This is a genomic window from Methanobacteriaceae archaeon (assembly GCA_029219465.1).
GTDB lineage: Archaea > Methanobacteriota > Methanobacteria > Methanobacteriales > Methanobacteriaceae > Methanocatella.
In genome coordinates this window covers 83,676-105,591 of the sequence record JAQXTL010000002.1, presented here as the reverse complement: position 1 = coordinate 105,591, position 21,916 = coordinate 83,676, and the positions used below count along the sequence as shown (strand labels likewise).

General features: G+C 30.7%; 26 protein-coding genes. 15 read left to right on the top strand and 11 right to left on the bottom strand.

From position 1 onward, the window contains the following. Positions 1–13 precede the first annotated feature (13 nt). Both PUD86_00660 and PUD86_00655 read left to right on the top strand, forming a co-directional pair. A complete protein-coding gene (locus PUD86_00660; GenBank protein ID MDD6775796.1) occupies positions 14–313 on the top strand; it encodes a hypothetical protein in 300 nt (99 codons plus the stop codon). Beyond that, the gene (locus PUD86_00655) at positions 280–708 is read left to right on the top strand and encodes a hypothetical protein (GenBank protein ID MDD6775795.1); all 429 of its coding nucleotides are present in this window, start codon (positions 280–282) and stop codon (positions 706–708) included. Before PUD86_00660 ends, PUD86_00655 begins: the two co-directional genes overlap by 34 nt. 96 nt (positions 709–804) lie before the next feature. Here the strand turns inward: PUD86_00655 and PUD86_00650 are convergent, their stop codons facing one another. From PUD86_00650 to PUD86_00640, 3 genes are read right to left on the bottom strand one after another with little or no spacing between them, the layout of a single operon-like run. Beyond that, complete coding sequence (locus tag PUD86_00650) at positions 805–1,368, bottom strand: TMEM175 family protein (GenBank protein MDD6775794.1); 564 nt, start codon at positions 1,366–1,368, stop codon at positions 805–807. After that, entirely contained in the window at positions 1,361–1,969 is a 609-nt protein-coding gene (locus PUD86_00645) for a TMEM175 family protein (GenBank protein ID MDD6775793.1), read from the bottom strand. The genes PUD86_00650 and PUD86_00645 overlap by 8 nt, the downstream gene beginning before the upstream one ends. Further along, a complete protein-coding gene (locus PUD86_00640; protein MDD6775792.1) occupies positions 1,970–2,092 on the bottom strand; it encodes a zinc-ribbon domain-containing protein in 123 nt (40 codons plus the stop codon). A 67-nt stretch (positions 2,093–2,159) separates the two neighbouring features. Between PUD86_00640 and PUD86_00635 the strand changes: the two genes are divergently transcribed. After that, on the top strand, positions 2,160–3,572 hold the full coding sequence (locus PUD86_00635; GenBank protein MDD6775791.1) for a lactaldehyde dehydrogenase: 1,413 nt from the start codon (positions 2,160–2,162) through the stop codon (positions 3,570–3,572). A 28-nt stretch (positions 3,573–3,600) separates the two neighbouring features. On the opposite strand, the gene PUD86_00630 is transcribed toward PUD86_00635, so the two are convergent. The 5 genes from PUD86_00630 to PUD86_00610 all read right to left on the bottom strand — a co-directional run bounded on the left by PUD86_00630 (position 3,601) and on the right by PUD86_00610 (position 8,643). Then, positions 3,601–6,660: a lectin like domain-containing protein gene (locus tag PUD86_00630; protein ID MDD6775790.1), complete on the bottom strand. Its 3,060-nt coding sequence runs from the start codon at positions 6,658–6,660 to the stop codon at positions 3,601–3,603. Between the two features lie 7 nt (positions 6,661–6,667). Beyond that, positions 6,668–7,036 (bottom strand): hypothetical protein, encoded by a 369-nt coding sequence (locus PUD86_00625; GenBank protein ID MDD6775789.1) that lies wholly within the window; start codon positions 7,034–7,036, stop codon positions 6,668–6,670. Positions 7,037–7,060: 24 nt separating this feature from the next. Continuing rightward, complete coding sequence (locus PUD86_00620; GenBank protein ID MDD6775788.1) at positions 7,061–7,639, bottom strand: heparan-alpha-glucosaminide N-acetyltransferase domain-containing protein; 579 nt, start codon at positions 7,637–7,639, stop codon at positions 7,061–7,063. Next, positions 7,617–7,760, bottom strand: a complete 144-nt coding sequence (locus PUD86_00615) for a hypothetical protein (GenBank protein ID MDD6775787.1) — start codon at positions 7,758–7,760, stop codon at positions 7,617–7,619. Before PUD86_00615 ends, PUD86_00620 begins: the two co-directional genes overlap by 23 nt. A 160-nt stretch (positions 7,761–7,920) precedes the next feature. Continuing rightward, positions 7,921–8,643, bottom strand: coding sequence for a tRNA-binding protein (locus tag PUD86_00610; GenBank protein MDD6775786.1), 723 nt, complete (start codon positions 8,641–8,643; stop codon positions 7,921–7,923). Between the two features lie 151 nt (positions 8,644–8,794). Here PUD86_00610 and PUD86_00605 point away from each other — a divergent pair, with 151 nt between their 5' ends. The 4 genes from PUD86_00605 to PUD86_00590 are packed head-to-tail and all read left to right on the top strand — an operon-like array spanning position 8,795 to position 11,391. After that, the gene (locus PUD86_00605) at positions 8,795–9,193 is read left to right on the top strand and encodes a PRC-barrel domain-containing protein (GenBank protein MDD6775785.1); all 399 of its coding nucleotides are present in this window, start codon (positions 8,795–8,797) and stop codon (positions 9,191–9,193) included. 49 nt (positions 9,194–9,242) lie between these two features. Beyond that, on the top strand, positions 9,243–10,007 hold the full coding sequence (locus PUD86_00600) for an aspartate dehydrogenase (protein MDD6775784.1): 765 nt from the start codon (positions 9,243–9,245) through the stop codon (positions 10,005–10,007). Further along, entirely contained in the window at positions 10,007–10,729 is a 723-nt protein-coding gene (locus PUD86_00595) for a tRNA(His) guanylyltransferase Thg1 family protein (protein MDD6775783.1), read from the top strand. The genes PUD86_00600 and PUD86_00595 overlap by 1 nt, the downstream gene beginning before the upstream one ends. Further along, positions 10,726–11,391 (top strand): Mov34/MPN/PAD-1 family protein, encoded by a 666-nt coding sequence (locus tag PUD86_00590; GenBank protein MDD6775782.1) that lies wholly within the window; start codon positions 10,726–10,728, stop codon positions 11,389–11,391. Before PUD86_00595 ends, PUD86_00590 begins: the two co-directional genes overlap by 4 nt. A 54-nt stretch (positions 11,392–11,445) precedes the next feature. On the opposite strand, the gene serA is transcribed toward PUD86_00590, so the two are convergent. Then, on the bottom strand, positions 11,446–13,020 hold the full coding sequence (gene serA / locus PUD86_00585) for a phosphoglycerate dehydrogenase (protein ID MDD6775781.1): 1,575 nt from the start codon (positions 13,018–13,020) through the stop codon (positions 11,446–11,448). Between the two features lie 176 nt (positions 13,021–13,196). Here serA and PUD86_00580 point away from each other — a divergent pair, with 176 nt between their 5' ends. Beyond that, positions 13,197–13,544 carry a heavy metal-binding domain-containing protein gene (locus tag PUD86_00580; protein ID MDD6775780.1) on the top strand — a complete coding sequence of 116 codons (348 nt, stop codon included), beginning with the start codon at positions 13,197–13,199 and terminating at the stop codon, positions 13,542–13,544. Positions 13,545–13,553: 9 nt separating this feature from the next. Then, positions 13,554–14,348: a hypothetical protein gene (locus PUD86_00575; GenBank protein ID MDD6775779.1), complete on the top strand. Its 795-nt coding sequence runs from the start codon at positions 13,554–13,556 to the stop codon at positions 14,346–14,348. Here the strand turns inward: PUD86_00575 and PUD86_00570 are convergent. After that, positions 14,345–14,731 carry a hypothetical protein gene (locus PUD86_00570; protein ID MDD6775778.1) on the bottom strand — a complete coding sequence of 129 codons (387 nt, stop codon included), beginning with the start codon at positions 14,729–14,731 and terminating at the stop codon, positions 14,345–14,347. The two genes, PUD86_00575 and PUD86_00570, sit on opposite strands and share 4 nt — an antisense overlap. 9 nt (positions 14,732–14,740) lie before the next feature. Beyond that, positions 14,741–15,673, bottom strand: coding sequence for a transcriptional regulator (locus PUD86_00565; protein MDD6775777.1), 933 nt, complete (start codon positions 15,671–15,673; stop codon positions 14,741–14,743). A gap of 60 nt (positions 15,674–15,733) precedes the next feature. On the opposite strand from PUD86_00565, the gene PUD86_00560 reads away from it, so the two are divergent. The 6 genes from PUD86_00560 to PUD86_00535 all read left to right on the top strand — a co-directional run bounded on the left by PUD86_00560 (position 15,734) and on the right by PUD86_00535 (position 21,862). After that, a complete protein-coding gene (locus tag PUD86_00560; GenBank protein ID MDD6775776.1) occupies positions 15,734–17,002 on the top strand; it encodes a tRNA(Ile)(2)-agmatinylcytidine synthase in 1,269 nt (422 codons plus the stop codon). A gap of 199 nt (positions 17,003–17,201) precedes the next feature. After that, entirely contained in the window at positions 17,202–18,104 is a 903-nt protein-coding gene (locus PUD86_00555; GenBank protein ID MDD6775775.1) for a DUF3100 domain-containing protein, read from the top strand. Continuing rightward, on the top strand, positions 18,105–18,590 hold the full coding sequence (locus PUD86_00550) for a hypothetical protein (GenBank protein ID MDD6775774.1): 486 nt from the start codon (positions 18,105–18,107) through the stop codon (positions 18,588–18,590). A 90-nt stretch (positions 18,591–18,680) separates the two neighbouring features. Continuing rightward, the gene (locus PUD86_00545) at positions 18,681–20,081 is read left to right on the top strand and encodes an MmgE/PrpD family protein (GenBank protein ID MDD6775773.1); all 1,401 of its coding nucleotides are present in this window, start codon (positions 18,681–18,683) and stop codon (positions 20,079–20,081) included. 1 nt (position 20,082) lies between these two features. Further along, positions 20,083–20,985 carry a peptidase gene (locus PUD86_00540; GenBank protein MDD6775772.1) on the top strand — a complete coding sequence of 301 codons (903 nt, stop codon included), beginning with the start codon at positions 20,083–20,085 and terminating at the stop codon, positions 20,983–20,985. 4 nt (positions 20,986–20,989) lie between these two features. Next, positions 20,990–21,862, top strand: coding sequence for a fumarate hydratase (locus PUD86_00535; GenBank protein ID MDD6775771.1), 873 nt, complete (start codon positions 20,990–20,992; stop codon positions 21,860–21,862). Positions 21,863–21,916 lie beyond the last annotated feature (54 nt).

Sequence of the window (21,916 nt, the reverse complement as noted above, 5' to 3'; positions counted from 1 at the left end):
AAAAGGTAATGTAATGATTGAACATACTAAATTATTTTATTTGAATGTAAAGGACGCAATTCGTTATTCAATTTCGGATAAATTTGCTATTCTTGCTATGGGGGTATTTTTTACATTTCTTGCAGTGGTAGAGGAAGCTACTACTTCAAATACTATTTTAGCTATCATATATTTAGTTGTTTTAGTTGCACTATTGCTTTTTGAATCAGGATATTCTTCAAAAATAACTGAAGAAACAATTCATGGTTCTACTGAACCTCCTAGAATCATTTCTTTGAGATGTGTAGATGCGGTGTTTCTGAAGCTTGTGTAATATTTACATACTCTTTAATTGGTGTTATTTGTTCAGATATAATGGAACATTACCAGTATGATTTCTATATTTCAATTGGTTTAATGTTATTTTTAACAGTATTTTGGTTTATGATGGATACTTCATTAGTGTATATGGCTTATAAAAAAGGAAGTATTGTTGATGGATTAAACATTTTTGGAATATTGAAGTTGTATCTTAAGTTAGGATTTTCTGGAACATTCTATTTGCTTCTTACTTCTTTCTTCACACAATTTGTTCTTGTTTCAAGTCTTGCAACAGTTCCTTCATGGGATTTAATTGGTATTGCCAATTTCATTCTTAGATTTACATTGGCTCCAATAACTATGATTTTCTCATTTAGATTGTTTGCACTTCAAGCAAGAATAGAATGAGCCAATTTTTAATTTTTATTCGATTTAATCATTTTTCTCGAATAAATTTTTTTTCTAAGAATATCTTATTTTTTCTTTATTCTTTTAAAAATAAGTTTATTTTAAATAAATTCTTATTTTTGGCATAAACCATGTGCCTAACATTGAAAATAAGCAACATATGATTATTGCTGGAGGATAAACTAAATATCCAACTATTATTCCAATTATAACCAAAATGACTGTACTGGAAGTATTATGTTTACTTAGTGCAATGTGTAGAGCAATATTTCCAGGATCTGCTTTTTTTAAAAGATAGCCATTTATCAAAGTAAGGATTGCTGCTGTGATAAAACATAATCCATATAATAGCTGAGGTATGAATTCAAAGAAATTTTCACCAACAAATGTTGTAAGATAAGGGAGAGTTGAAAATACAAATAATGTAATTCCAGTAATCCAAATAATTTTATAGTCGATTTTATTTACAAGATGGAAAATATTGTTGTTATAGTTCCAAAAGTTAAAACAAACCATAAAACTGACTGCATAGATTAAAAATTCATATCTAAGAGCATATATTGCTTGCCAGCTACCTGAACTAGGATATGGGATTTCTAAAACAATAATTGTAATGATAATTGCCAATATTGCATCAATTAATGCTTCAAATCTATCCATTGTAATCCCTCTTTTTTATGTCAATGACAATCCACAATACAACTGAGATTAAGCAGCTAATGTAAATTCCTGGTTTGAAAATAGTGTATGTTAATATAAATCCAATAGCAAGGATTATTAAAGGCATACTTTGCATATGTCTGTTAAAACCAATTTTATTTAGCTTTTTGTTGTATTTGTTGCTTTTATAAATCTCTTTTATTCCTAATCTGTTCAGGATGTGGGTTATAATAAAAATTAATCCAAACATTGTCTCTGCAGGAATGGAATTAATGTTATTTGCAATCCAAAGTGTAAAATAAGGAATTAATGAAGTGACAAATATCATTGCACCGTAAATCCAAACTGCGCTGTTTTCAATAGTGTCAATAATCTGGAATAATTCGTGATTGGCATGCCACAGATTGTATAATGTTAAAAAACTAATTAAATATGCAATATAGGTTGTTTTTAATTCTAAAATTGCAGCTATTGTTGGTGCTGCAGGTTGTGGAATTTTTATAACTAAAATGGTAATGATGATTGCAAGTATTGCATCAAAAAATGTTTCAAATCGTGTGGTTTCCATACTTGAATATTTGCTATTTATACTATAAATCATTTATTTGATTTTTGTACCCAATATTCTGCAGAAATGTTCTTCTTTAATATCTTCACTGCCACACCTTTCACATTTTTCTTCATCTTGTTTAACTTCTGCTCCACAGTTTTGACAAATTCTCATAAAAAAACATTATATCATTTATGCATAATAAATTATTATATAAATAGAAAATAACTCTGGTGATAAAATGGATATGTTAATTGGTGGAAAACACATCTCAAGTGAAGATTTAGAAGAAGTAATTAATCCATATAATGGGGAAGTAATCGATACAATTCCAATTGCTCACAGACAAATCGCAGACATGGCAATTGAAGCTGCAAATGATGCTAAATCAGCATTAACTGAAATGTCAGCATTTAAAATTTCAAATAAATTATTTAATGTTGTAGATAAATTACGCAAAAAACGCCAGGAATTTGCTGAGTTATTAACACTGGAAGTTGGAAAACCTATTAATGAATCATTAGTTGAAGTGGACAGGTCTATTGAAACTTTAAAACTCGCAGCTGAAGAGGCAAAAAGAATCTATGGTGAAAGTGTGCCTTTGGATGCTGGATTAAACGGAAAAGGATTTTTTGCTTTTACACAAAGAATGCCTTTAGGTGTTGTAGTGGCTATTGCTCCATTTAATTATCCTCTTAATCTAACAATCCATAAAATAGCACCTGCAATAGCATGTAAAAACACTGTAATAGTAAAACCACCTTCAGAAGCTCCGCTAACTGTTATGAAATTCTGTGAACTCTTAAATGAAGAGTTTCCGGATGGTGTTGTAAATGTGGTTACAGGATATGGATCTGAAGTAGGAGATTACTTGGTTACTTCTGCTGATGTTGATAAAGTTTCTTTTACTGGAAGTGTACCAACAGGACTTATGATTTCACAAAAAGCAGGAATGAAAAAAGTAACACTTGAACTTGGTGGAAATGACCCAATGATTGTTTTAAAAGATGCAGATATTGATAAAGCTATTAAAGGAGTTATTAACGGAGCATTTTTAAATGCAGGTCAGGTATGTATGGGTGTTAAAAGAATAATTATTGATGAGTCAATTGTTGATGAATTTGTACAAAAATTGGTTGTTGCAACAGAAAAATTAGTCATGGGAAATCCACAGGATTCTAAAACAACTCTTGGAACATTAATATCTAAAAAAGCAGCTATACAGGTAGAACAGGCTGTTAATGATGCAGTTGAAAAAGGTGCAAAGATATTAACTGGAGGTAATCGTGAAGATGCATTTTATGAAGCAACAGTCATTGATAATGTATCTCCAGATATGGATTTGGTTCAAAATGAAACATTCGGTCCAATTGCACCAATAATTCGTGTTAAAAACTTGGATGAAGCTATTGAAATAGCTAATGATACAGAATATGGATTGCAGGCTGGTGTATTTACAAATGATTATTATGCTGCAATGAGATGTGCAAATGAAATCGAAGCTGGAACAGTTTTTGTCAATAAACAATCCACCTTTAGAACTGATAATATGCCATTTGGAGGTTTTAAAAACAGTGGTATTGGTAAAGAAGGAGTCAAATATGCATTTGATGAAATGACAAAAACAAAATTAATCGGTTTAAATTTAAGATAAAAAATAAGTGTAGATGATTATTAATCATCTACTTTACTTTAACAGTTGTTTTTACGGAAGTTTTGCCGTAAATTACTTTTACTGTGTATGTTTTTGATTTTTTAAGTTTTTTAATGGTGTTTTTGCTAAAGGTTTTTTGTGCAATTCCTTTAGAGTTGGTTTTAACCTTGTAGGTTTTACCATTGAATTTAAAGGTAATTACTTTGTCTTTAACTAATTTACCATTGATTTTAAGTGTTGCTTTTAAACTGAATTTCTTAGCAGTCTTTTTAACACTAACTGGACTTGTTTTAATAACCTGTTTTACAGTTACTATGTTTTTAACCTGTTTTCCATTGCATGATGCAGTAACTGTGTATTTGTTTGGAACAAGGTTTATTTTGATTTTAGCTATTCCGTTTGCATCTGTTTTAATGGTGTATGTTTTACCAGCTATTGTAAATTTAACTAAAGCTCCAACAACAACGTGTCCATCAGCAGTTACTACTTTAACTGAGTAATATGATCCACCAAGATAATCAACAGAAATATCTTTGTTATTTATGATTTTGGTATCATCTTTTACAGTATAAACCTTAAGACAAACAGTCTTGTTATCTAAAGTAATATCTCTCCAGCTAGTTCCATTTTCACTAACCATACTCATTCCAGGCACGTAGTGTTGTCTTGAATATGCCTGATATGGGAGTGCATTGTTTTTAAATACTACTTTAAATACATCTCCTGCGTTAACATGAACATAGTTATTTAAAATGATTGTTCTAAATCCTGCAAATTCACTTACTCCACTTTGAGAATACTTTTTAACTCCATTTACATAAATATCAAAGGAATAATTGATTCCTGACTCATTAAAGTAAGTTCCAACAGCACCAATTAACTCTGAGTATTTTGAAGTAAACTCATTTGAATAAAATGTGTAATTACCATCAAAACCAACAAGACCAGTTAAATCAGTTTGATAATTCACATGATAATCAATGTTATTTTCAAAAATATATGCAATTATAGCATTTTGAGGAACAATAGCAAAAATATCATCTTTGAAAAGTGTTTCTCCTGATTGTTTGTAGTCTAATTTTTCTACTACTCCCTCGGAGTCTTTGACAAACCAAACCTGTTTTTCATCATCCCATCCAATAAATGAAAGAAAATGAGTACTATGATCAGCACATGCAATATCTTCACCAGTGCTATTTACATCTGCTGGAAAATCACCAATAATTAGCTGAACGCAAACTGCACCATATTTCATTATTGCTCTTTTAATTTGGTCTTCTGTGTCATTTTTTCCACCAAATATAATTAATGCATCCTGGAGATGAATTCTTTCATCATTTAAATCAGTATCAGTTATCATTCCTCTATCATCATAGAAATTGTCACTTTGAAGTATTCCATACCAGCTTAATGCATATCCTAAACCACTATATGAAAATCCAGTTATACTGTTTCTTAAATCTCCGTTTTGATTATATTTTAATTGGAGTTTTTGAACATAATTTGGAGATAAATCATATAAAACACCAGTTGATTTAAGAAGAGCAGATTCCATGGATGTTACTGTTGCAATTGCCCAGCAATCAAAATTGTCACCCTGTAGTCTAAGTGGACTTACCCATCCCCAATCGTCTAAATTGAACTTAGAGGGTAGTTCATCTACAATAATTGTGTTGTTAGTTAAATTGAGTTTTATTCCTTTACTTTCAACTGAAACAATGTAGTTTTTATTGTCAAGTAAGAAAACATCTTCATTTTTGGTAATATTTTCTAATTTGGAGTCTGCTGCAAAGTTTGCATAAACACCAACTCCACCATTGTTAAATGTTGTATTTGCAAAGTAAATACTTGCATCATAAGCATAAATACCGTTAGCAGTTGTGTTTGAGACTTTGCTAATTATATTGTTGGTTAAACTGGAGTTTATGATAGTTAAGTTCTTTTTATCAAAGTAAATTTCACCAGCATTCTTTTGAGCAGAGTTATTGGTTAAAGTACAATTAGTTATAAATACATTTGACCATGTTGTATAAATTGCTCCTCCACTAAAGTTAGCACAATTTTTTAAGAATTTTGAATTGGATATATTTAAAATACCACCCATATTGGTAATAGCACCACCAAATTTAGACTCACAATCAATAAATGAGTTATTAATTAAGTTTAAAGTCTGTATTTTATGTTGTGACCCAGAATCTAAATCAAAATGAATCGCACCACCATTGCTGGTAGAAGTAGTATTTATAAATTCACAGTTTTCAATTAAAAATGGGCCATTTGGTAAAATTTCAATAATTTCCTGGGTTTCAGGGTCATAAATAATGCATGGGAAATATTTTCCTACAATTGCACCACCTGTTGTGTTGGAGTGTAAATTAATAAACTTGGAGTTTCTTAAAGTAAAATTCCAACCTTTATAGTTAATAGCAGTTGCAACTTTTGAATTCAAATTTGTAAAAGTAGTATTTTCAATTAATAAATCACATCTGTTTACATAAATACAACCATTGAAAAAGCTTCCAGAATCAAATACTGAATTATTTATAATTAAATTCCCTTCATTGTTACAACCAATGGTTTGATAATTCCCATCACCCATATGGAAAGTACAATTATTGAATGTTACATTTTCAGTAGCTTTAATAAAATGATTTCCCTGCGTTTGTTGAGCAAATTCTGTATCAAATCCTGTACAATTGATAAATTGTATATTGTTAAAAATAACTGGTGGATTAATGGTTATTGTAGTATTTATACAATTTTTAAAGATTAAATTATTGATGGTAACAGTCTTTGTAGAATTAATATTAAAAGCATTTTCATCTTTTATTCCTTCAATAATGTGATTATTACCATTAATTGTAAATTCTACATTCTTATTAATGTTTATTGAAGTATTGTCATATTTGTAGTTATATTCTAAATCTAATTTGTCCCCACTATCTGCAATACTTTGATTTAGTTCGCTAAATGTATGATAATCAGATTCTCCAATAATTGGAGTCTGATTATCAATAGCTGAAACGCTACTTATTGTAAATAGGGCACAAACTATAAAAAATAAAACTAATTTTTTATTTAGTCTCATGTTTGCCTCATTGTTTTGTTCTTAATTTTTTGTAATATATTGCACAAACTGTAGATAATAATAACATAGCTATTGCTATTATTGAACTTACTAAATCAGTTAATACTAAGTCTTTGAATAAATATGAGATGAATATCACTGCTAATGGTATAAATAACCATTGTGCAATATAAATCCTATTAATGTTACTACTTAAAATGCTGAATGCTTTAATTACAGCATCTGGTAAGTATTTCATGACAGCGTAGCACAAACCAATAACTGCGTGTGCATTGATTATACAAAATACTGCATCAAGTGTATTTAAGAAATAATACAAATGAACGTCATCTGATAAGACACCGCCCCAGTGGTTGGTTGATATTATGAAATACAATATGGATAGGATTAGTAAAATATACTAGAATTCAAAGAATTCACCTTTGTCTTTTGCTCTTATGAAATATTGTCCCCATATATAACCTGCAATTGGGAATATGAACCAGTTAAATAATGGGAATGCAGTAAATCCACCAGCAGTTCCAATGAAATTACCAAATATTAAATTTAAAACTGGTATGTCTAAATCAGTACCTCTTAATAAAGATCCAATTATTGACATTAAAAGGGCAATAACAATTAATTTCTTATTTGAAAGTTCAAATTTCTTTAAAATTCCCATTAAAATGAATGATAAACCAGCGAATGCTAAAATATCAACACAAAAGAGTAATAATCCACCAGCTATTGGGAATATGTCCCAACTAACTAATAAAGTTCCACAAACGTAATATGGGAGGAAAAATTCAAATACATTTACTAAAATACCTAAAAGGAATAAAGTTATTCCTCTTTTAACCATTATGTCCCATTGACTACGTCTTGAGTATACAATTCCAACTCCCATACAAAACATGAATATAGGAGCTGCGTAAGGTCTTCCTAAAACATTACCGACAATAAAACCATAAGAAGGACTAATTTCCTTGATTAAAACCATACACAACCATTAATGTGTGAAGAAAAATCATGAATATGATAGATAAAGCTTTAGCAATATCCAGTTCAACTTGTCTTCCTATGTTTATTTTATCATTTGAAAATAAGTCTGAACATTTCATATGAATATTATGCACTTAATATCATATAAAAAATTGTTTTTTGTAAAATAATCAAATATTCTTGAAATTTTTTAGTATACTGTTTAAATTTATGTAAAAAATAGTTTTCTTTTAAAAAGATTTGAAGAAATCAAAAAAAAAAATGATTTCTACAAAGTGTTTATTTTAAATAGTTTTCAACAAGGTTTCTTGTTTCATTAAGTGATTCTATAGGAATTCCTTTTGGCATTTGGCCAAGTTCTCCATCAACGTCTTTGAGGATACTTCCATCCATTCCAAGGAACATTCCTTCACTTACAATATCACTAAATGATTGTGGTGGGAGTAAGGATACACCAACTTTATTGTTTTCTTTAACGTTTAAATCGTTAGTAAGAACTGTGATTGCACGTTTTCCAAGGTTTACATTACAGATTAATAATTTGTCGTTTTGTGGATGTTTTGTAACACTCATTACTTCTCCAACTTTAATATCTACTCCAACAATAGGATCGTTAATTGGTCCAAGTGCTAATCTGTCTTTTAATCCGATAATTGTATCTAAGAAGAATCTTACTTTTGCAATGTTTTCTTGGGTTTTTTCCTTATCTTCTTTAGGTGCATTGCTTAAGAATTTTTTATTCCAGTCATCTCCTCCTAAATACTCAATGATTTGCTCTCCTTTTTCTTTTAATGATGCAACATCTGGGGAGTTTACTAATTCATCTCCTTCAAGGTAAGAATAAGTTAATGATTGAAAATCACTGTTCATTTGTTTTCCTAAGTCAATAGCTTGTTTTTTATTCCAACTTCCTCTAAATGATGCGGTTGGAATGAGGTTGAGATAGTTTTCTCTTGCTTTACTTGCTACTAAAATTCTATAATCTTTTGTTGTATCCCACATTTCAAGTCTCCTTTTAATCTAGATATAAATTTAATTTTATAATTTAATAAATTTTTTGTAAATTGATGTTTTTTTAAATAAATAAAAAACTATTTATATTAACAATAAAATAAACTTATACATATTTAAATTATATTATTGTGGTGTAAAAATGGTAAAAGTTTCAAAATTACGCAGTTTAGATATTTATACTAACACAGGGCATTATGTTGGACGTGTAGAAGATGTTGTTCTCAATATTAGATTAGGAACTATCTCAAAATTACAGGTTAGAGCTATTGAACATGAAAGAAAACCTGCAGGTGTTATTAATTCATTTTTAGGAAGTATTCGTGGAGAAGTTCCAGAAGAAAATGATATGAAATCTTTCCAAGATGACGTATTAACTGTTGATTTCGATAAAGTTCAAGCTATTGGCGACATTATGTTAATCAACCCAAGAGACATTAGAAGAAACCAAGAACCACAAGTTCCTGATGCTGTTGTCCCAAAACAACCTGAAACTCAACCACAAGAAAAACAAGTCCAATTTGACGCTGAAAGAGCTTAGTTTCTTTCATTTATTTTTTTTATTAACTTTTTTTTAAGAGTGATTTTTTATGAAAGTCGGTATAATAGGCTGTGGTGCTATTGCCAACATTATTACTGGCAGCATTACTTCTGAAAATAATGGTATTGAAATCGCATACTTTTTTGATAAAGACATCGAAAGAGCAGAGAATTTAGCAAGTTTAGCTGGCGGTGTAGCAGCACTTGATTTTGATGAGATGTTAAACAACGTTGATTTAGTTTTAGAATGTGCTTCACCTGATTCAGTTAAAGAATATGCTCCTATTGTTCTTAAAAAAGGAATTGATATGATTATAATGAGTATTGGAGCATTTATGGATACTGAATTTTATAATACTGTATTAAATGTTGCAAAACAGAATAATGCTAAAATTCACTTGCCTTCCGGTGCTGTTGTTGGTTTGGATGGAATTAAAGCAGTTGCTAAATTCGGTCTTAAAGAAATTAACCTTGTTACCCGTAAATCTCCAAGGTCTCTTGGTAAGGATATTGATACTGAAGAGATATTGTTTGAAGGCAAGGCTTCTGAGGCAGTTAAACAGTTCCCATTAAACATTAACGTTGCTGCAACAATAAGTATGGCATGTAACAAGGATATTGATGTTAAAATCATTGTTGATCCTAAAGTAGATAGAAATGTGCATGAAATTACTGCTAGAGGAGATTTCGGTGAATTTAAAACAACTACTATGAATTTCCCTTGTGCAGCTAATCCTAAAACAAGTATGTTAGCAGCACTATCTGCAATCAGATTACTTAAAAGCTTCAATGAAACCATTAGTGTGGGTATGTAATGAAGGGATATGAAGTTTATTCTTCACTAAAAGTTCCAAAAAACTCTAAAATTATTGTTCGTTTGGATGGTAGGAGTTTTCATCAGTTGGCTCGTGATTTAAACTTAATTAAACCATATGATGATAATTTCTATAATGTTTTTTCTAATGTTTGTGAAGATTTATTTAAGGAATTTTCTGCAAGTTTTGTTTATGCATTTTCAGATGAAATCAGCATCCTTTTAGATAAGGTTCCATTTAATGGAAGACTGGAAAAAATTGATTCTGTAATTGCAAGTTTTGCAGCTAGTTCTTTTGTAATGCATTACAATACTCAATTTAAAAAACCTCCTGCATTTGATGCACGTGTTATTCCAATTTCTGATGATGATATATTGGAATATTTTAAATGGAGACAGGATGAATCATGGAGAAACTGTGTTAATTCTCATGGAATTTTTTACCTAAAATCAAAGTATCCAAATAATATTGCTAATGATAAAATAAATGGCAAGAATTTAAGTGATGTACACGAATTATTATTTGAACATGGTATTAATTTAAATGATGTTGATACTTATAAAAAAAGAGGTCTTGCAGTATATAGGAAGAACAAAAAAGTCGTAGGTTTTAACAAAAAAGAAAACAAAAATCAAGTATCCTACAGAAGTTATGTTCACACAGACTGGGACCTTCCAAAATTCAGTCATGATTTCTTTAAACAAATAGGTGTGTTAAAATGAGTTTTATATCAAAATTATTTGGAAATAATGATGAAGAATTCAATGAAGTAAGAGTTGACAGAGAAGTATTGGATTCTGTAATCTATTATTCAAAACAGGCTTATCCAAATGAATTTCTAGCATTCTTTGATGGTGTTATCAAAGATAAAATATTGTATATTACTCATTTAATCTTTGTTCCAGGCGAAACTTGTGAAACTGGTGCGGTTGTACATACTGAATTGGTTCCATTGAATACCAAATACTACGGATCAGTTCACTCACACCCAGGACCAAGTGCACGTCCGTCAGGAGCAGATTTAAAAACTTTTTCTAAAAATGGATATTTTCATATGATAGTTTGTCTTCCATATTCCTATGAAACATTTATGGCATATGATAGACACGGAAATACTGTTGATTACACTGTTGGTGACTATAGTCATTTGGTAAATGATGATTTTGCTGAATTCTTCGACGAAGATGATGTTGTAACTGATAGTGATGAGTTTAAACCAGGATTTTTCGATGAAGAAGATGATGAATTTTTCAAAAGTCTTGATGATGAAAAAAATTTTGAAAATGAGGTTTTTGAAGATAATCACATGCCAAATAATGTAATAAAAATAGAACTTAATCCTGATGGCAGTGTTAAAAAAGTCTCAAGGAATTTTAAAGACTAATTTTTTTTTAAAAAAAAGAAAAAAATAAAAAACAATCATGGTGAAAATTGTTTTTTATAATTCGAGTCCAGTAGCTTCGTAAACATTATCTAAAGCTTGGATTTCACTAATTATTTCTTGTGGAACTTCTTTATCTAAGGTTAAAACCATGATAGCTCTTCCACCTTTTTCATCTCTTCCAACTTGCATAATTCCAATGTTTACGTTGTGTTCGCCTAATTTGGTTCCGATTTTACCGATACTTCCAGGTACATCTTCATATTTTGCAATGAACATGTGTCCTTTAGGGATTACGTCAACCCAGTAATCATTAACTTTTAAGATTCTAGCTTCGTGTAATTGAGTACCTTCAGCGGTGAAAGTGTCGTCATCACTTTTTGCGATAACTTTAATTAATGATTCGTATCCTCTGGAGTTGTCTTTTCTACCTTCGATGATGCTAATTCCTCTTTCTTTAGCGACTAATGCTGCGTTAACTGCATTTACTGGTGAGCTTAAGAATGGGTTTACTGCACCTTGGATAACTGCTCTGGATAAGATTTCAAGGTTATCAATTTCAGAAAGTTCTCCACTGTAGATAATTTCGAGTTCTTTAAGTTTACCGTTAATTCCTTGGGAAACAAAACAACCTAATTTTTCACATAATTCGATGTATGGAGTTAATTCGTTGTAAGTGTTTTTGTCAATACGTGGAAGGTTTAATACATTTTTAGGAGTGTTTCCTTTTGCTAAATCAATAATTTCATCTGCTACAATAATAGCTGCATCTCTCTGAGCTTCTTTGGTTGAAGCTGCAATGTGAGGAGTTAAGATAATATTATCAAGTCCGAATAATTTGCAGTCAGCTGCTGGTGGTTCTTCTTCGTATACATCAAGTGCTGCTCCACCAATTTTGTCGTTAACTAATGCATCGTATAATGCTTCTTCGTCAATGATTCCTCCACGAGCACAGTTTACGATAAATGCAGTGTCTTTCATTATTTCGAATTGTTCAGTAGAAATTGAATGTTTGGTTTCTGGAGTAAGAGGTACGTGGATTGTAATGAAATCTGCGTTTTTAAGAACGGTTTCTAAGTCAGTTAATTCAACGCCCATTTGTTTTGCAACTTCTTCTGGTAAATATGGGTCGTATGCCATAGCATCCATACCAAATGCTTTACATCTGTTTACTACTTGAGATCCGATTCTACCCATTCCAATTACACCGAGAGTTTTGTTTCTAAGTTCAACTCCCATGAATTTTTTCTTTTCCCATTTACCGTCTTTAACGGATTTATCAGCAATGGAAATTTTACGAGCCATACTTAAGATTAATCCCATAGTATGTTCAGCTACAGTAACGGAGGTGGATTCTGGTGAGTTTACAACCATAATACCTTTTTCAGTAGCAGCGTTAAGATCAATGTTGTCTACTCCAACACCTGCTCTTGCAATGATTTGTAAATTGTCTGCTTTTTCAATAATATCAGCAGTTAATTTTGTACGACTTCGTACTACAATTCCATTGTATTCATGGATAGTATTTGCTAATTCTTCAGGAGTGATACTGGTGTCAACAACGACGTCAGCCACTTCTTTTAAATTTTCGATACCCTTTTCGTTAATAGCATCAGCGATAAGTACTTTCATATTTTCACCATAATTTAATTAATAATAAATATTGGTTATATGTATATTTTTTATATTATTTAAAAGGTTTTAATTTTGGTGAAAAATAGCTATTGATTTTGTATTTCCAAAATAGATATTTGTTCTATAAAAAATTATATATGTACTTTGAGAATAATTATTTATAGGTGATAAATATGGTAAAAATGGATGAATTCCCAATGTCTAGTGCAAATTACATTGCAGGTTATAGAATTGTTGAAAACAAAGGTTTTGTTTACGGATTAACTGTACGTTCCCGTGGTCTTGGGGGGAATATTGGTGCTGGTCTTAAGAGTCTTGTTGGTGGAGAAATCAGACAGTATGTTGATATGATGGAAAACTCAAGAGAAGAATCAATTGACAGATGTATTGAACATGCAAAAGAATTAGGTGCAAATGGAATAATTTCCGTTAGAATGGCTTCAGACAGTATTTCCCAAACTATGCAGGAAGTATTAACTTATGGAACTGCAGTTGTAATTGAAAAAATTGAAGATAAATAAGGTATTGCGATGTTTTTTGATGATTTAACATATAAAGAAAAAACAATTCCAAAAACAATCTTAGGATTTTCTCCATTTGTTGCTGAGCCTTTTTTAGGTCACAGATCCATGTTATATGAAAGGGATTTACATGAAAATCCACAGGCTATTGCAGATGTTATTGTGGAGTCATACAATCAGGGCGTAAGAGCAATTAACCTTTTTAATGATGAAAAATTACTTGAAGGATATGATCTTGCATGTTCTCAGGGCTGTGAAATGCAGGTAATTGCTACTATTGGTAAAACTGATATTGATTATTTAAATCCAAATTACGAAATTGCAAAAGAGGCAGACTGGGATGAGGATATTGAATTATTCAGTAAATATGATTGTCCTTTGATGTTGGTTGATGAATTTATTGTTGATGCATATGACTGGAGATTAACCTCAAAAATTTTATCAAGTATTAATGATACTGGTGCTCTTTCAGGATTAATTACTGCATTTCCTCTAAAAACAACAACTTTAATTCCAGAAAATCTTGATATGAATTTATTTGATTTTTATATGGTTCCATTTAATGCAATTTCATATATGATGGATATTACTGCATTTAATGCTTCTCAAAGAGAGGAATTCAAAGAAAAACTCACTAGTTTAAATAAAAAAGTAATAGCTTCTAGGATTATGGCATGTGGTGTTTTAAAACCTAAAGAAGCATTTGAATTTTATAAAAATATAGATTATGTTGATTTAATATCAATTGGTGTGGCTAAAGTTGAAGAAGCACGTGAAGACTTTACTCTTTTAAAAGAATATTAAAATTCAACAATTTCATATTCTTTGAAAGGAACAAGTTTTTCTTCTTCAAGGGATTTGTTTAAATCTGCTAAACCATTAATTAAATCTTTTATATTTTTATTGGATGGTTTTTTACCTGTAATTTGTAAGTATTGTCTTGGTGAAATTTCACAAAGTTCACAATCAAAATTACAGCATCTACTTTTTTCTTCACAACCGTATCCTTCCTGTGCTTCATCAGTTCCGATTACAATGTCGTCTAATAGTTTTGAAACTCTTTCATCTGATGCAAACATAGCTATTTTTTGTGTTTTTCCACAAATTCCGATTGCTTTTTGTCCTTTGAAGTTACAAACCCATTTAATTGGATAGTTTTCCATACCTGTAATTTTTAAATCTTCCATGTAATCACTTTAATTTTCTTTTCTTTCTCTAATTATTTTTAATAATTCTTTTGAATTCTCAAATTCTTTTAATTCCCATGACTTTATAACTGGAATTGTTCCAATTGATTCTTTAATCTTTTCATTATTTATTATAAAGACAGGTTCAGAAGTTGTAATCATTGATAAGTCTTTTAGAGGAATTGCCATTCTTTTTAAGGTTTTTTCAGTTCTATTCTTTTCAACATTTGCCATTAACGGAGAATGTTTATCGGAGGTTTTCATTTTTGCTACTGCATCAAATGGTCCTTTATTGGTTGATAAAACTCCATAACCTAATTTTGACAGGTCATTAACATCATCACTATATTCTATATCTTCTTTTTGAGGCTGTTTTAACAAATCAATATCTAATGTAACTTTTGTATTTAAAATTTCTTCTAAAATCATTGCAGTTTCAGCATTTGCACGAACAATTCCATTTTCATACTTATACATTGTAGCACGAGATACATGTGCAAGACTAGCTAATTCTTTAAGAGACATTGAATATTCGTCACGATACTGTTTTATGACATTTCCGTCAATTTTAACAAAGTATCCTCCACGGTCAGCTAAAATTTCTGGATATTCATTGTATAAAATCATATTTTTGAAAGTGTCAAATCCAATAGTTGGAATGTCATATCTTTCATAAATTACTCCTTCTTCAAGAAGGCCGTTTCTTGATTTGCTTCCAATAATAATTGGGGAAGCAAGGAATATATTAGCTAACTGCTTCATTTCATGAGCATTTTGTTCGTTAATACTATCTATATTTACAAATGTCTTTAAAAGTAAAATTAACAATTTTTTTCTCGCTACAAGATCAAATGAACCTTGTTCATAGAAATCTGATGTTTTAAAACCTTGAGATTTTAATAATTTTTCAGTTTGTTGTAACAAGTTTCCTCGAGTCAACATAGTGATTCCTCTAATTAAACTATATATTGTTTTAACTCTAATATATTTGTATATTTAAGGGTGATTATAATTAATATTTTACATATTGGAATTGACGATACAGATTCTCCGGATGGAATGTGTACTACTTATCTAGCTAGTCAAATTGTTAATAAATTTGAAGAAAATGGGATTAAACTTCTTGATTATCCAAGATTAATTAGATTAAATCCTTTTGCTCGTTTTAAAACTCGTGGAAATGGTGGAGTTAGTTTTCAGATTTCAAATAGTGATAATGTAGATTTGGCTAAGAAAATTGTTCTTGATGAAGTTGAAAAACTTTCAATGTTTGATTGTGACAATACAAATCCTGGCGTAATCTTTTATGATGGCGAAATCACAAAAGAAATGCAGGATTATGCTTTTAGAGCAATTTATGAGTTCATTACCATTGATGGGGCTGAAGAATTTGGAAAATCTGTTGGATGTGAAATTCATAAGTTCAAAAAAGGCAGAGGAATTATCGGGTCAATTGCAGCTATTAGTTTACCTCTTCCAGATTATACTTTTGAGCTATTGGCATACAGATCATCTCAAAATTATGGAACTAAACGTCAAATTGACTATGAATCTGTTTATAAAATGGATAAAGAGACTTTTCCAGACACTTTTGAAAATATTGATTATTCTGAAGATTATATTGCAATTGAACCTAAAACACCTTGTCCTGTTTTGTATGGAATCAGGTCAAATACTGTTGAGGCACTTAAAAAAGCAAAAGAAATTGTTCAGGTATCTGAACCTATTGTGGACTGGTGTATTTTTAAAACAAATCAGCACACTGATATGCATATTCAAAAAGCTTCCGATATTGCATCTATGAAGCAATATGGGTGCTATGAGGTTGTTGGTGAGGTTAAAAACAAACCTACAATCATTGATGGTGGACATATGTTCTTTTCAATCTTTGATGAGTCAGGAGAAATTGAATGTGGCGCATATGAGCCGACTAAAAACTTTAGAAAGGTAGTTTCTCATTTACGTCCTGGAGATATTATTAAAGTCTTTGGGGGAATTGGTGAGCAAAATACATTCAATATTGAGAAGTTTCAAGTCATTAAATTAAATGATATTGAGTATAAAAATCCTGTTTGCGAATGCGGTAAAAGAATGACTTCTGCAGGTAAAAACAAAGGATTTAAATGTAAAAAGTGTGGAAATAAAATTGCTTCAAACAAAAAAGTTCCTATTAGTGTCACACGTTTTTTAAAAAATGCTCAGTTTTATGAAACACCAGTTTCTGCAAGGCGTCACTTGTCAAAACCTCTTTGCAGAATGGATTTAGATTAATGGCTATTGAATAAATTGTTTATAAGTCAAATAGTTGTTTTAAACTATTTTTTATTAGTTCATATTATATGAACTTTTTTCTAATTTTTTATTAATTATATTCTATTTTTTTGAACTTTTAAGAACTAATTCCTATTAATTTATATATAAGTATTTTTATAGTATATCTTAATGGAGTTTTTGCTCTAATTGTAAGGGGTTGTCAAAAATATCAAAAAAGAATAGTGATACGAAAGTTCAACATATCTATCGTGATAAAACCGATAGACGTATTTTGAAAAAGAATCCGTGGAAGGATTATGGATTACATATTACAGTACTTGTTTTAGTTATAGTGGCTGAATTTATTGGTTCAATTAAAATTCCCCTTGCAAAAGGCGTAGAAATTTTAGTTATGCCTTTGCTTTATACAATGGTTTTAGGTTTAATATTTTATTTGGCAAAACCAATTACTTGGATTCAAAGAAAACAATCCAGAGTTGCTGAAGGGGCAATGATGTTGTTTATTGGAGTGTTAATTGCAAAATTAGCAGTTTCCAGTGGTCAATCCATTCATTTGATTTTTGAAATGGGTCCTGCTTTAATGTTACAAGAATTAGGACACTTAGCTACAATTTTAATAGCTCTTCCTGCTGCATTATTGCTTGGATTTAAACGTGAATGTATTGGTATGACTTCATCTATTGGTCGTGAACCTGAAGTTGCAGTTATTGTTGACAAATATGGTTTTAACTCTCCAGAATCAAGAGGTATTTTTGCACTCTTCATTGTTGGAACAATTATTGGAACTGTGTTTATTAGTTTCCTTACCAGTATCTGTGTTTCAGTATTGCCTCTACACCCATATGCATTTGCTATGGCTTCCGGTGTAGGTAGTGCAAGTATGAATGCTGCTTCACTCGCTCCGACTATTGCAGCTTTCCCGAATTTAGCAACACCTATTGAAGCATTTGCTGGATTCAGTAATTTATTGTCTTTCTCTGTTGGTATCTATATTGTTATGTTTGTAGCAATACCATTAACAGAAAAATTATATTCCTTTTTAGAACCTAGAATTGGAAGAGACCCTATTGTTGAAGAAAAGAAAGAGGGTGATGAATAGATGGATATTATTGATGGATCAGAAAATATTTCAGTTCAAGGTATTTTAAATTGGGTTTTGCTTTTAACTATCTTTTCAATAATTACTGTTATTGGAAATTATATTGGTTATGACCATCCGATTGGTGATGCTTTAATTGGTATGTTAATATTATCAGTAATTACATTGGTCGGTGTTTGGATGGAGAGATATTTACCGTTCAACATTTCTTCAATTATTTATATCAGTGTAATTGGTATTGTTTTAGCATTTCCTGGAATGCCAACTTCAGAAACCTTATTATATTACGTTTCACAAGTTGAATTAATATCTATTGTTACAGTATTCTTAGCATATGTGGGTATTGGAATGGGTAAAAGCTGGGACGAATTCAAAGCATTAGGTCCAAGAGCAGTTATTATCACAATTCTAGTTATTGCATCTACATATTTAGGTTCTGCACTTGTTGCACACACTATTTTAGTGTTTACCGGTGTACCTGTTTAAACTCATCTGAGTTTAATCTTTTTTTTATTATTAATTCATAACTGAACTATTTTAATACTACTTTTTACATATATTTATGGTAGGTGTTTTATGTTTTTGCAAAATATTTCTAAATTTATATCCAACTATCGCTATGAACAATCAACCGTAGCATCTATGACTGCGGTAAAAGCGGCTTTTTTGGATTTCTTTGGGGTTACATATAGGGGAATTGAGGAAGAAGCATCAAATATTGCTTTAACTACAATTGATGAGCTATTTTCTGGAAAAATTGATTTAAATTTTAGTGCATCTGTAATAGGGAAGAATTTAAAAACAGATGTTTTAAGTGCAGCTTTTATAAATGGGGTTGCTGCACATGTTTTGGAGTTGGATGATGGTCACAGAGGTGCTCAACTTCATTTAGGTTCAGTTATATTTCCAACAGCTCTTGCAATTTCTGAAGCTCATGATTTAACTGGTAGAGAATTTTTAGAAAGTGTAATTGTAGGTTATGAAGTTGGAATTTTACTTGGAAAACTTGTAAATCCAGACCACAGGGACAACGGATTTCATACAACAGGAACAATAGGAACATTTGTTGCTGGTGCGGTTGCAGCTAAATTGCTAAAACTTGATGTTGATCAGATTTTAAACACATTAGGATTATGTGGAACCCAAGCAGCAGGTCTTTTGGAATCTGACCACGGTGGATCTATGGGTAAAGTTTTACATGTTGGAAAAGCAGCATATAATGGTATTTTATCTGCATATCTTGCAAGAAATGGTTTTACAGGTAGTGGAACCATATTTGATGGGGATGAAGGATTTTTAAGAACAATGGTTCTAGATAAACAAGAAGAATTTTCCCTAGAAGATGCTTTAAGAAATGTGGGAAATGTAAGTGTAAGAGACATTTACTTTAAAAAATATCCGTTTTGTAGACATTTACACTCTTCAATAGATACTGCCCTAAAGCTTAAAGCAAGTATTGGTGATGAGTATTCTCATATTCAACATATTCTTGTGGAAACATACGAGGTTGCAGCTCAACACGATAATTATCACCCGAAAAACATAGAAGAATTAAAACAAAGCCTTCCTTATGCAATTGCAATTTCTCTTGTTGTTGGTGAAGTAAGTGTTGATAAAATCAATCAGTTAGTTGAATTTGGTCTTTTAGAAAACTATTCTACTGTTGATGATGTAAATGCAATTAAAAAGATAGTAAATAATATGACTATTATCTCAGATGATGAATTAACTAAACTTTATCCGTCAAAAAGACCTTCAAATATCATTATCAGATTAGATGAAGTATTTAGAAATGGAACATTCCAAAACAGTACATTACTTCCAAAAGGAGACTTTGAAAATCCTTTCCAATTAAAAGAATTAATCGAGAAATTTAAAGGTTTAAATCCTAAATATGATGTCAGTAATTTAACTGTTATTGATTCTATTGAAGAATACAATATGAAATATGTTGTTGGTAAATTGAATGGTAGATAATATGGAAAATACAAAACAATTCCTTAAAAAAATTGGAATAAATGAAGTTTCAAGCGATTATAAATCTGATAAACGTTTTGGCGATGGTGGACAATACCGTTTTGAAGTTCCAGGAATCCAATCTCCAAAAACAATGGAAGCTCTTTTAGAAGAATCAATAAAACAGGGTATTTTTATTCATAGAGTCACTCAAACCAAAGGAATAATGATGTTGAGTGATGATGAGATTAAACAAATGGTTAATTTAGCTATTGGTTATGGATGTGAATTATTTTTATCTGTTGGTCCAAGAGCAACCTATGATACATCTGCAACAGTTCATACCAAAGAGGGAAGTAGAATAGGCTATCGTTTAAGAGGATATGATAATTTAGTCTATGCAATCGAGGACGTTAAAAGAGCATGCAGATTAGGTGTTCGTGGTATATTATTATATGATGAAGGATTACTTTTTGTATTAAACAAGATGAGACAAGATGTTGAACTTCCTGAAAATGTTCACTTTAAATTATCTGCACATGCAGGTCATTCCAATCCGGCTTCTGCAAAATTACTTGAATCTCAGGGTCTTAATTCACTTAATCCAGTAAGAGATTTGCAAATTCCAATGATTGGAGCTATAAGAGATGCATGCAATCTTGCAATTGATTTACACACTGAAAATCCAAAATCCACTGGAGGATTTATAAGACACTATGAAGTTCCACAATTCATTAAAGTAGCATCTCCTGTTTATCTTAAAACCGGAGGATCTGTTGCAGCTAATCACAACTGGGATACAACACAAAAAGAAGCAATAGCTCGTATAAAACAGGTTGTATTAGTTAAAAGAATAATTGATGAATATTATCCTGATGCAGTAGTATCTCCTGCAAAATCTGATGATTTATCTACTCCAGAGTGATTCTATGAGTATTTTGGATGATATTTCAAAAACAATAATTGATGCATCAACAACTCTTTCTTGTGATAAATATGATGCACTAAAAAGAGCTATTGAACTTGAAGACAATGAAAACGCCAAATGGGCTTTAGAACAGATTTTAGAAAATTATAAAGTAGCCCAGGATATTAAGTTTCCATTATGTGATGATACTGGTATTCCTCATGTTATTGTAGAAATCGGTGAGGATAGACAGCTTTCAGGAAAATTAATTAACCAGATTCATCGGGGAATTAAATTAGGATTAAATAATCTTCCTGCAAGACCAATGGCTGTAATTGGTGATGAAGTTCAAAGAATCAATCAAAGTGAAGGTTTATTTGAAAAACCAGGCATGCTTCGCCCAGCACCAATATTAATCGACAATGGTCTTGATGAACATTCATATAAAAGGGACATTTCTCCGGATACATTAAATATTCATTTTATACTTGAAGGGGGAGGTCCTGAGATAAGGGCAAAAACATTAAGAGTTTACCATAAAAGGTCTTTTGATAATGTAATCAATACTGCATGTGAATGGCTTGAAGAGTCATTAAAAATGTTGGGTTGTACTCCATCTATTCCTGCAATTGGTATAGGTAGAACACATTATGAAGCAACTTCTCTTCTTCTAAAGGCAATTGCCTATGGGAATTTGGATAATCAAAGTGAACATGAAAAAAGAATCACTAATAGATTGAATAAAACTGACATTGGACCTATGGGTTTTGGTGGAAAAACAACAGTTTTAGGAACTTATTTAAATATTGGAAATCAAAGGGCAAGTGGTGTAAGGATAGTGTCAATAAGACCATCCTGTTTTGTTGAACCAAGAGTTGCAACATTAAAATTGTAAATGTTTATATATAATCTAATAATTATCTTAATATAATTGATAAAGAAAAATAGG

Bases quoted from the DNA above. Each gene is read 5' to 3' on its own strand.
- PUD86_00600 (MDD6775784.1), top strand. From the start codon at position 9,243: ATGAAAGTCGGTATAATAGGCTGTGGTGCTATTGCCAACATTATTACT.
- PUD86_00545 (MDD6775773.1), top strand. From the start codon at position 18,681: ATGTTTTTGCAAAATATTTCTAAATTTATATCCAACTATCGCTATGAA.
- serA (MDD6775781.1), bottom strand. From the start codon at position 13,020: ATGAAAGTACTTATCGCTGATGCTATTAACGAAAAGGGTATCGAAAAT.
- PUD86_00570 (MDD6775778.1), bottom strand. From the start codon at position 14,731: ATGGAAGATTTAAAAATTACAGGTATGGAAAACTATCCAATTAAATGG.
- PUD86_00550 (MDD6775774.1), top strand. From the start codon at position 18,105: ATGGATATTATTGATGGATCAGAAAATATTTCAGTTCAAGGTATTTTA.
- PUD86_00590 (MDD6775782.1), top strand. From the start codon at position 10,726: ATGAGTTTTATATCAAAATTATTTGGAAATAATGATGAAGAATTCAAT.
- PUD86_00620 (MDD6775788.1), bottom strand. From the start codon at position 7,639: ATGGTTTTAATCAAGGAAATTAGTCCTTCTTATGGTTTTATTGTCGGT.
- PUD86_00595 (MDD6775783.1), top strand. From the start codon at position 10,007: ATGAAGGGATATGAAGTTTATTCTTCACTAAAAGTTCCAAAAAACTCT.
- PUD86_00610 (MDD6775786.1), bottom strand. From the start codon at position 8,643: ATGTGGGATACAACAAAAGATTATAGAATTTTAGTAGCAAGTAAAGCA.
- PUD86_00640 (MDD6775792.1), bottom strand. From the start codon at position 2,092: ATGAGAATTTGTCAAAACTGTGGAGCAGAAGTTAAACAAGATGAAGAA.
- PUD86_00660 (MDD6775796.1), top strand. From the start codon at position 14: ATGATTGAACATACTAAATTATTTTATTTGAATGTAAAGGACGCAATT.
- PUD86_00645 (MDD6775793.1), bottom strand. From the start codon at position 1,969: ATGATTTATAGTATAAATAGCAAATATTCAAGTATGGAAACCACACGA.
- PUD86_00580 (MDD6775780.1), top strand. From the start codon at position 13,197: ATGGTAAAAATGGATGAATTCCCAATGTCTAGTGCAAATTACATTGCA.
- PUD86_00630 (MDD6775790.1), bottom strand. From the start codon at position 6,660: ATGAGACTAAATAAAAAATTAGTTTTATTTTTTATAGTTTGTGCCCTA.
- PUD86_00575 (MDD6775779.1), top strand. From the start codon at position 13,554: ATGTTTTTTGATGATTTAACATATAAAGAAAAAACAATTCCAAAAACA.
- PUD86_00535 (MDD6775771.1), top strand. From the start codon at position 20,990: ATGAGTATTTTGGATGATATTTCAAAAACAATAATTGATGCATCAACA.
- PUD86_00655 (MDD6775795.1), top strand. From the start codon at position 280: ATGTGTAGATGCGGTGTTTCTGAAGCTTGTGTAATATTTACATACTCT.
- PUD86_00540 (MDD6775772.1), top strand. From the start codon at position 20,083: ATGGAAAATACAAAACAATTCCTTAAAAAAATTGGAATAAATGAAGTT.
- PUD86_00605 (MDD6775785.1), top strand. From the start codon at position 8,795: ATGGTAAAAGTTTCAAAATTACGCAGTTTAGATATTTATACTAACACA.
- PUD86_00565 (MDD6775777.1), bottom strand. From the start codon at position 15,673: ATGTTGACTCGAGGAAACTTGTTACAACAAACTGAAAAATTATTAAAA.
- PUD86_00635 (MDD6775791.1), top strand. From the start codon at position 2,160: ATGGATATGTTAATTGGTGGAAAACACATCTCAAGTGAAGATTTAGAA.
- PUD86_00650 (MDD6775794.1), bottom strand. From the start codon at position 1,368: ATGGATAGATTTGAAGCATTAATTGATGCAATATTGGCAATTATCATT.
- PUD86_00615 (MDD6775787.1), bottom strand. From the start codon at position 7,760: ATGAAATGTTCAGACTTATTTTCAAATGATAAAATAAACATAGGAAGA.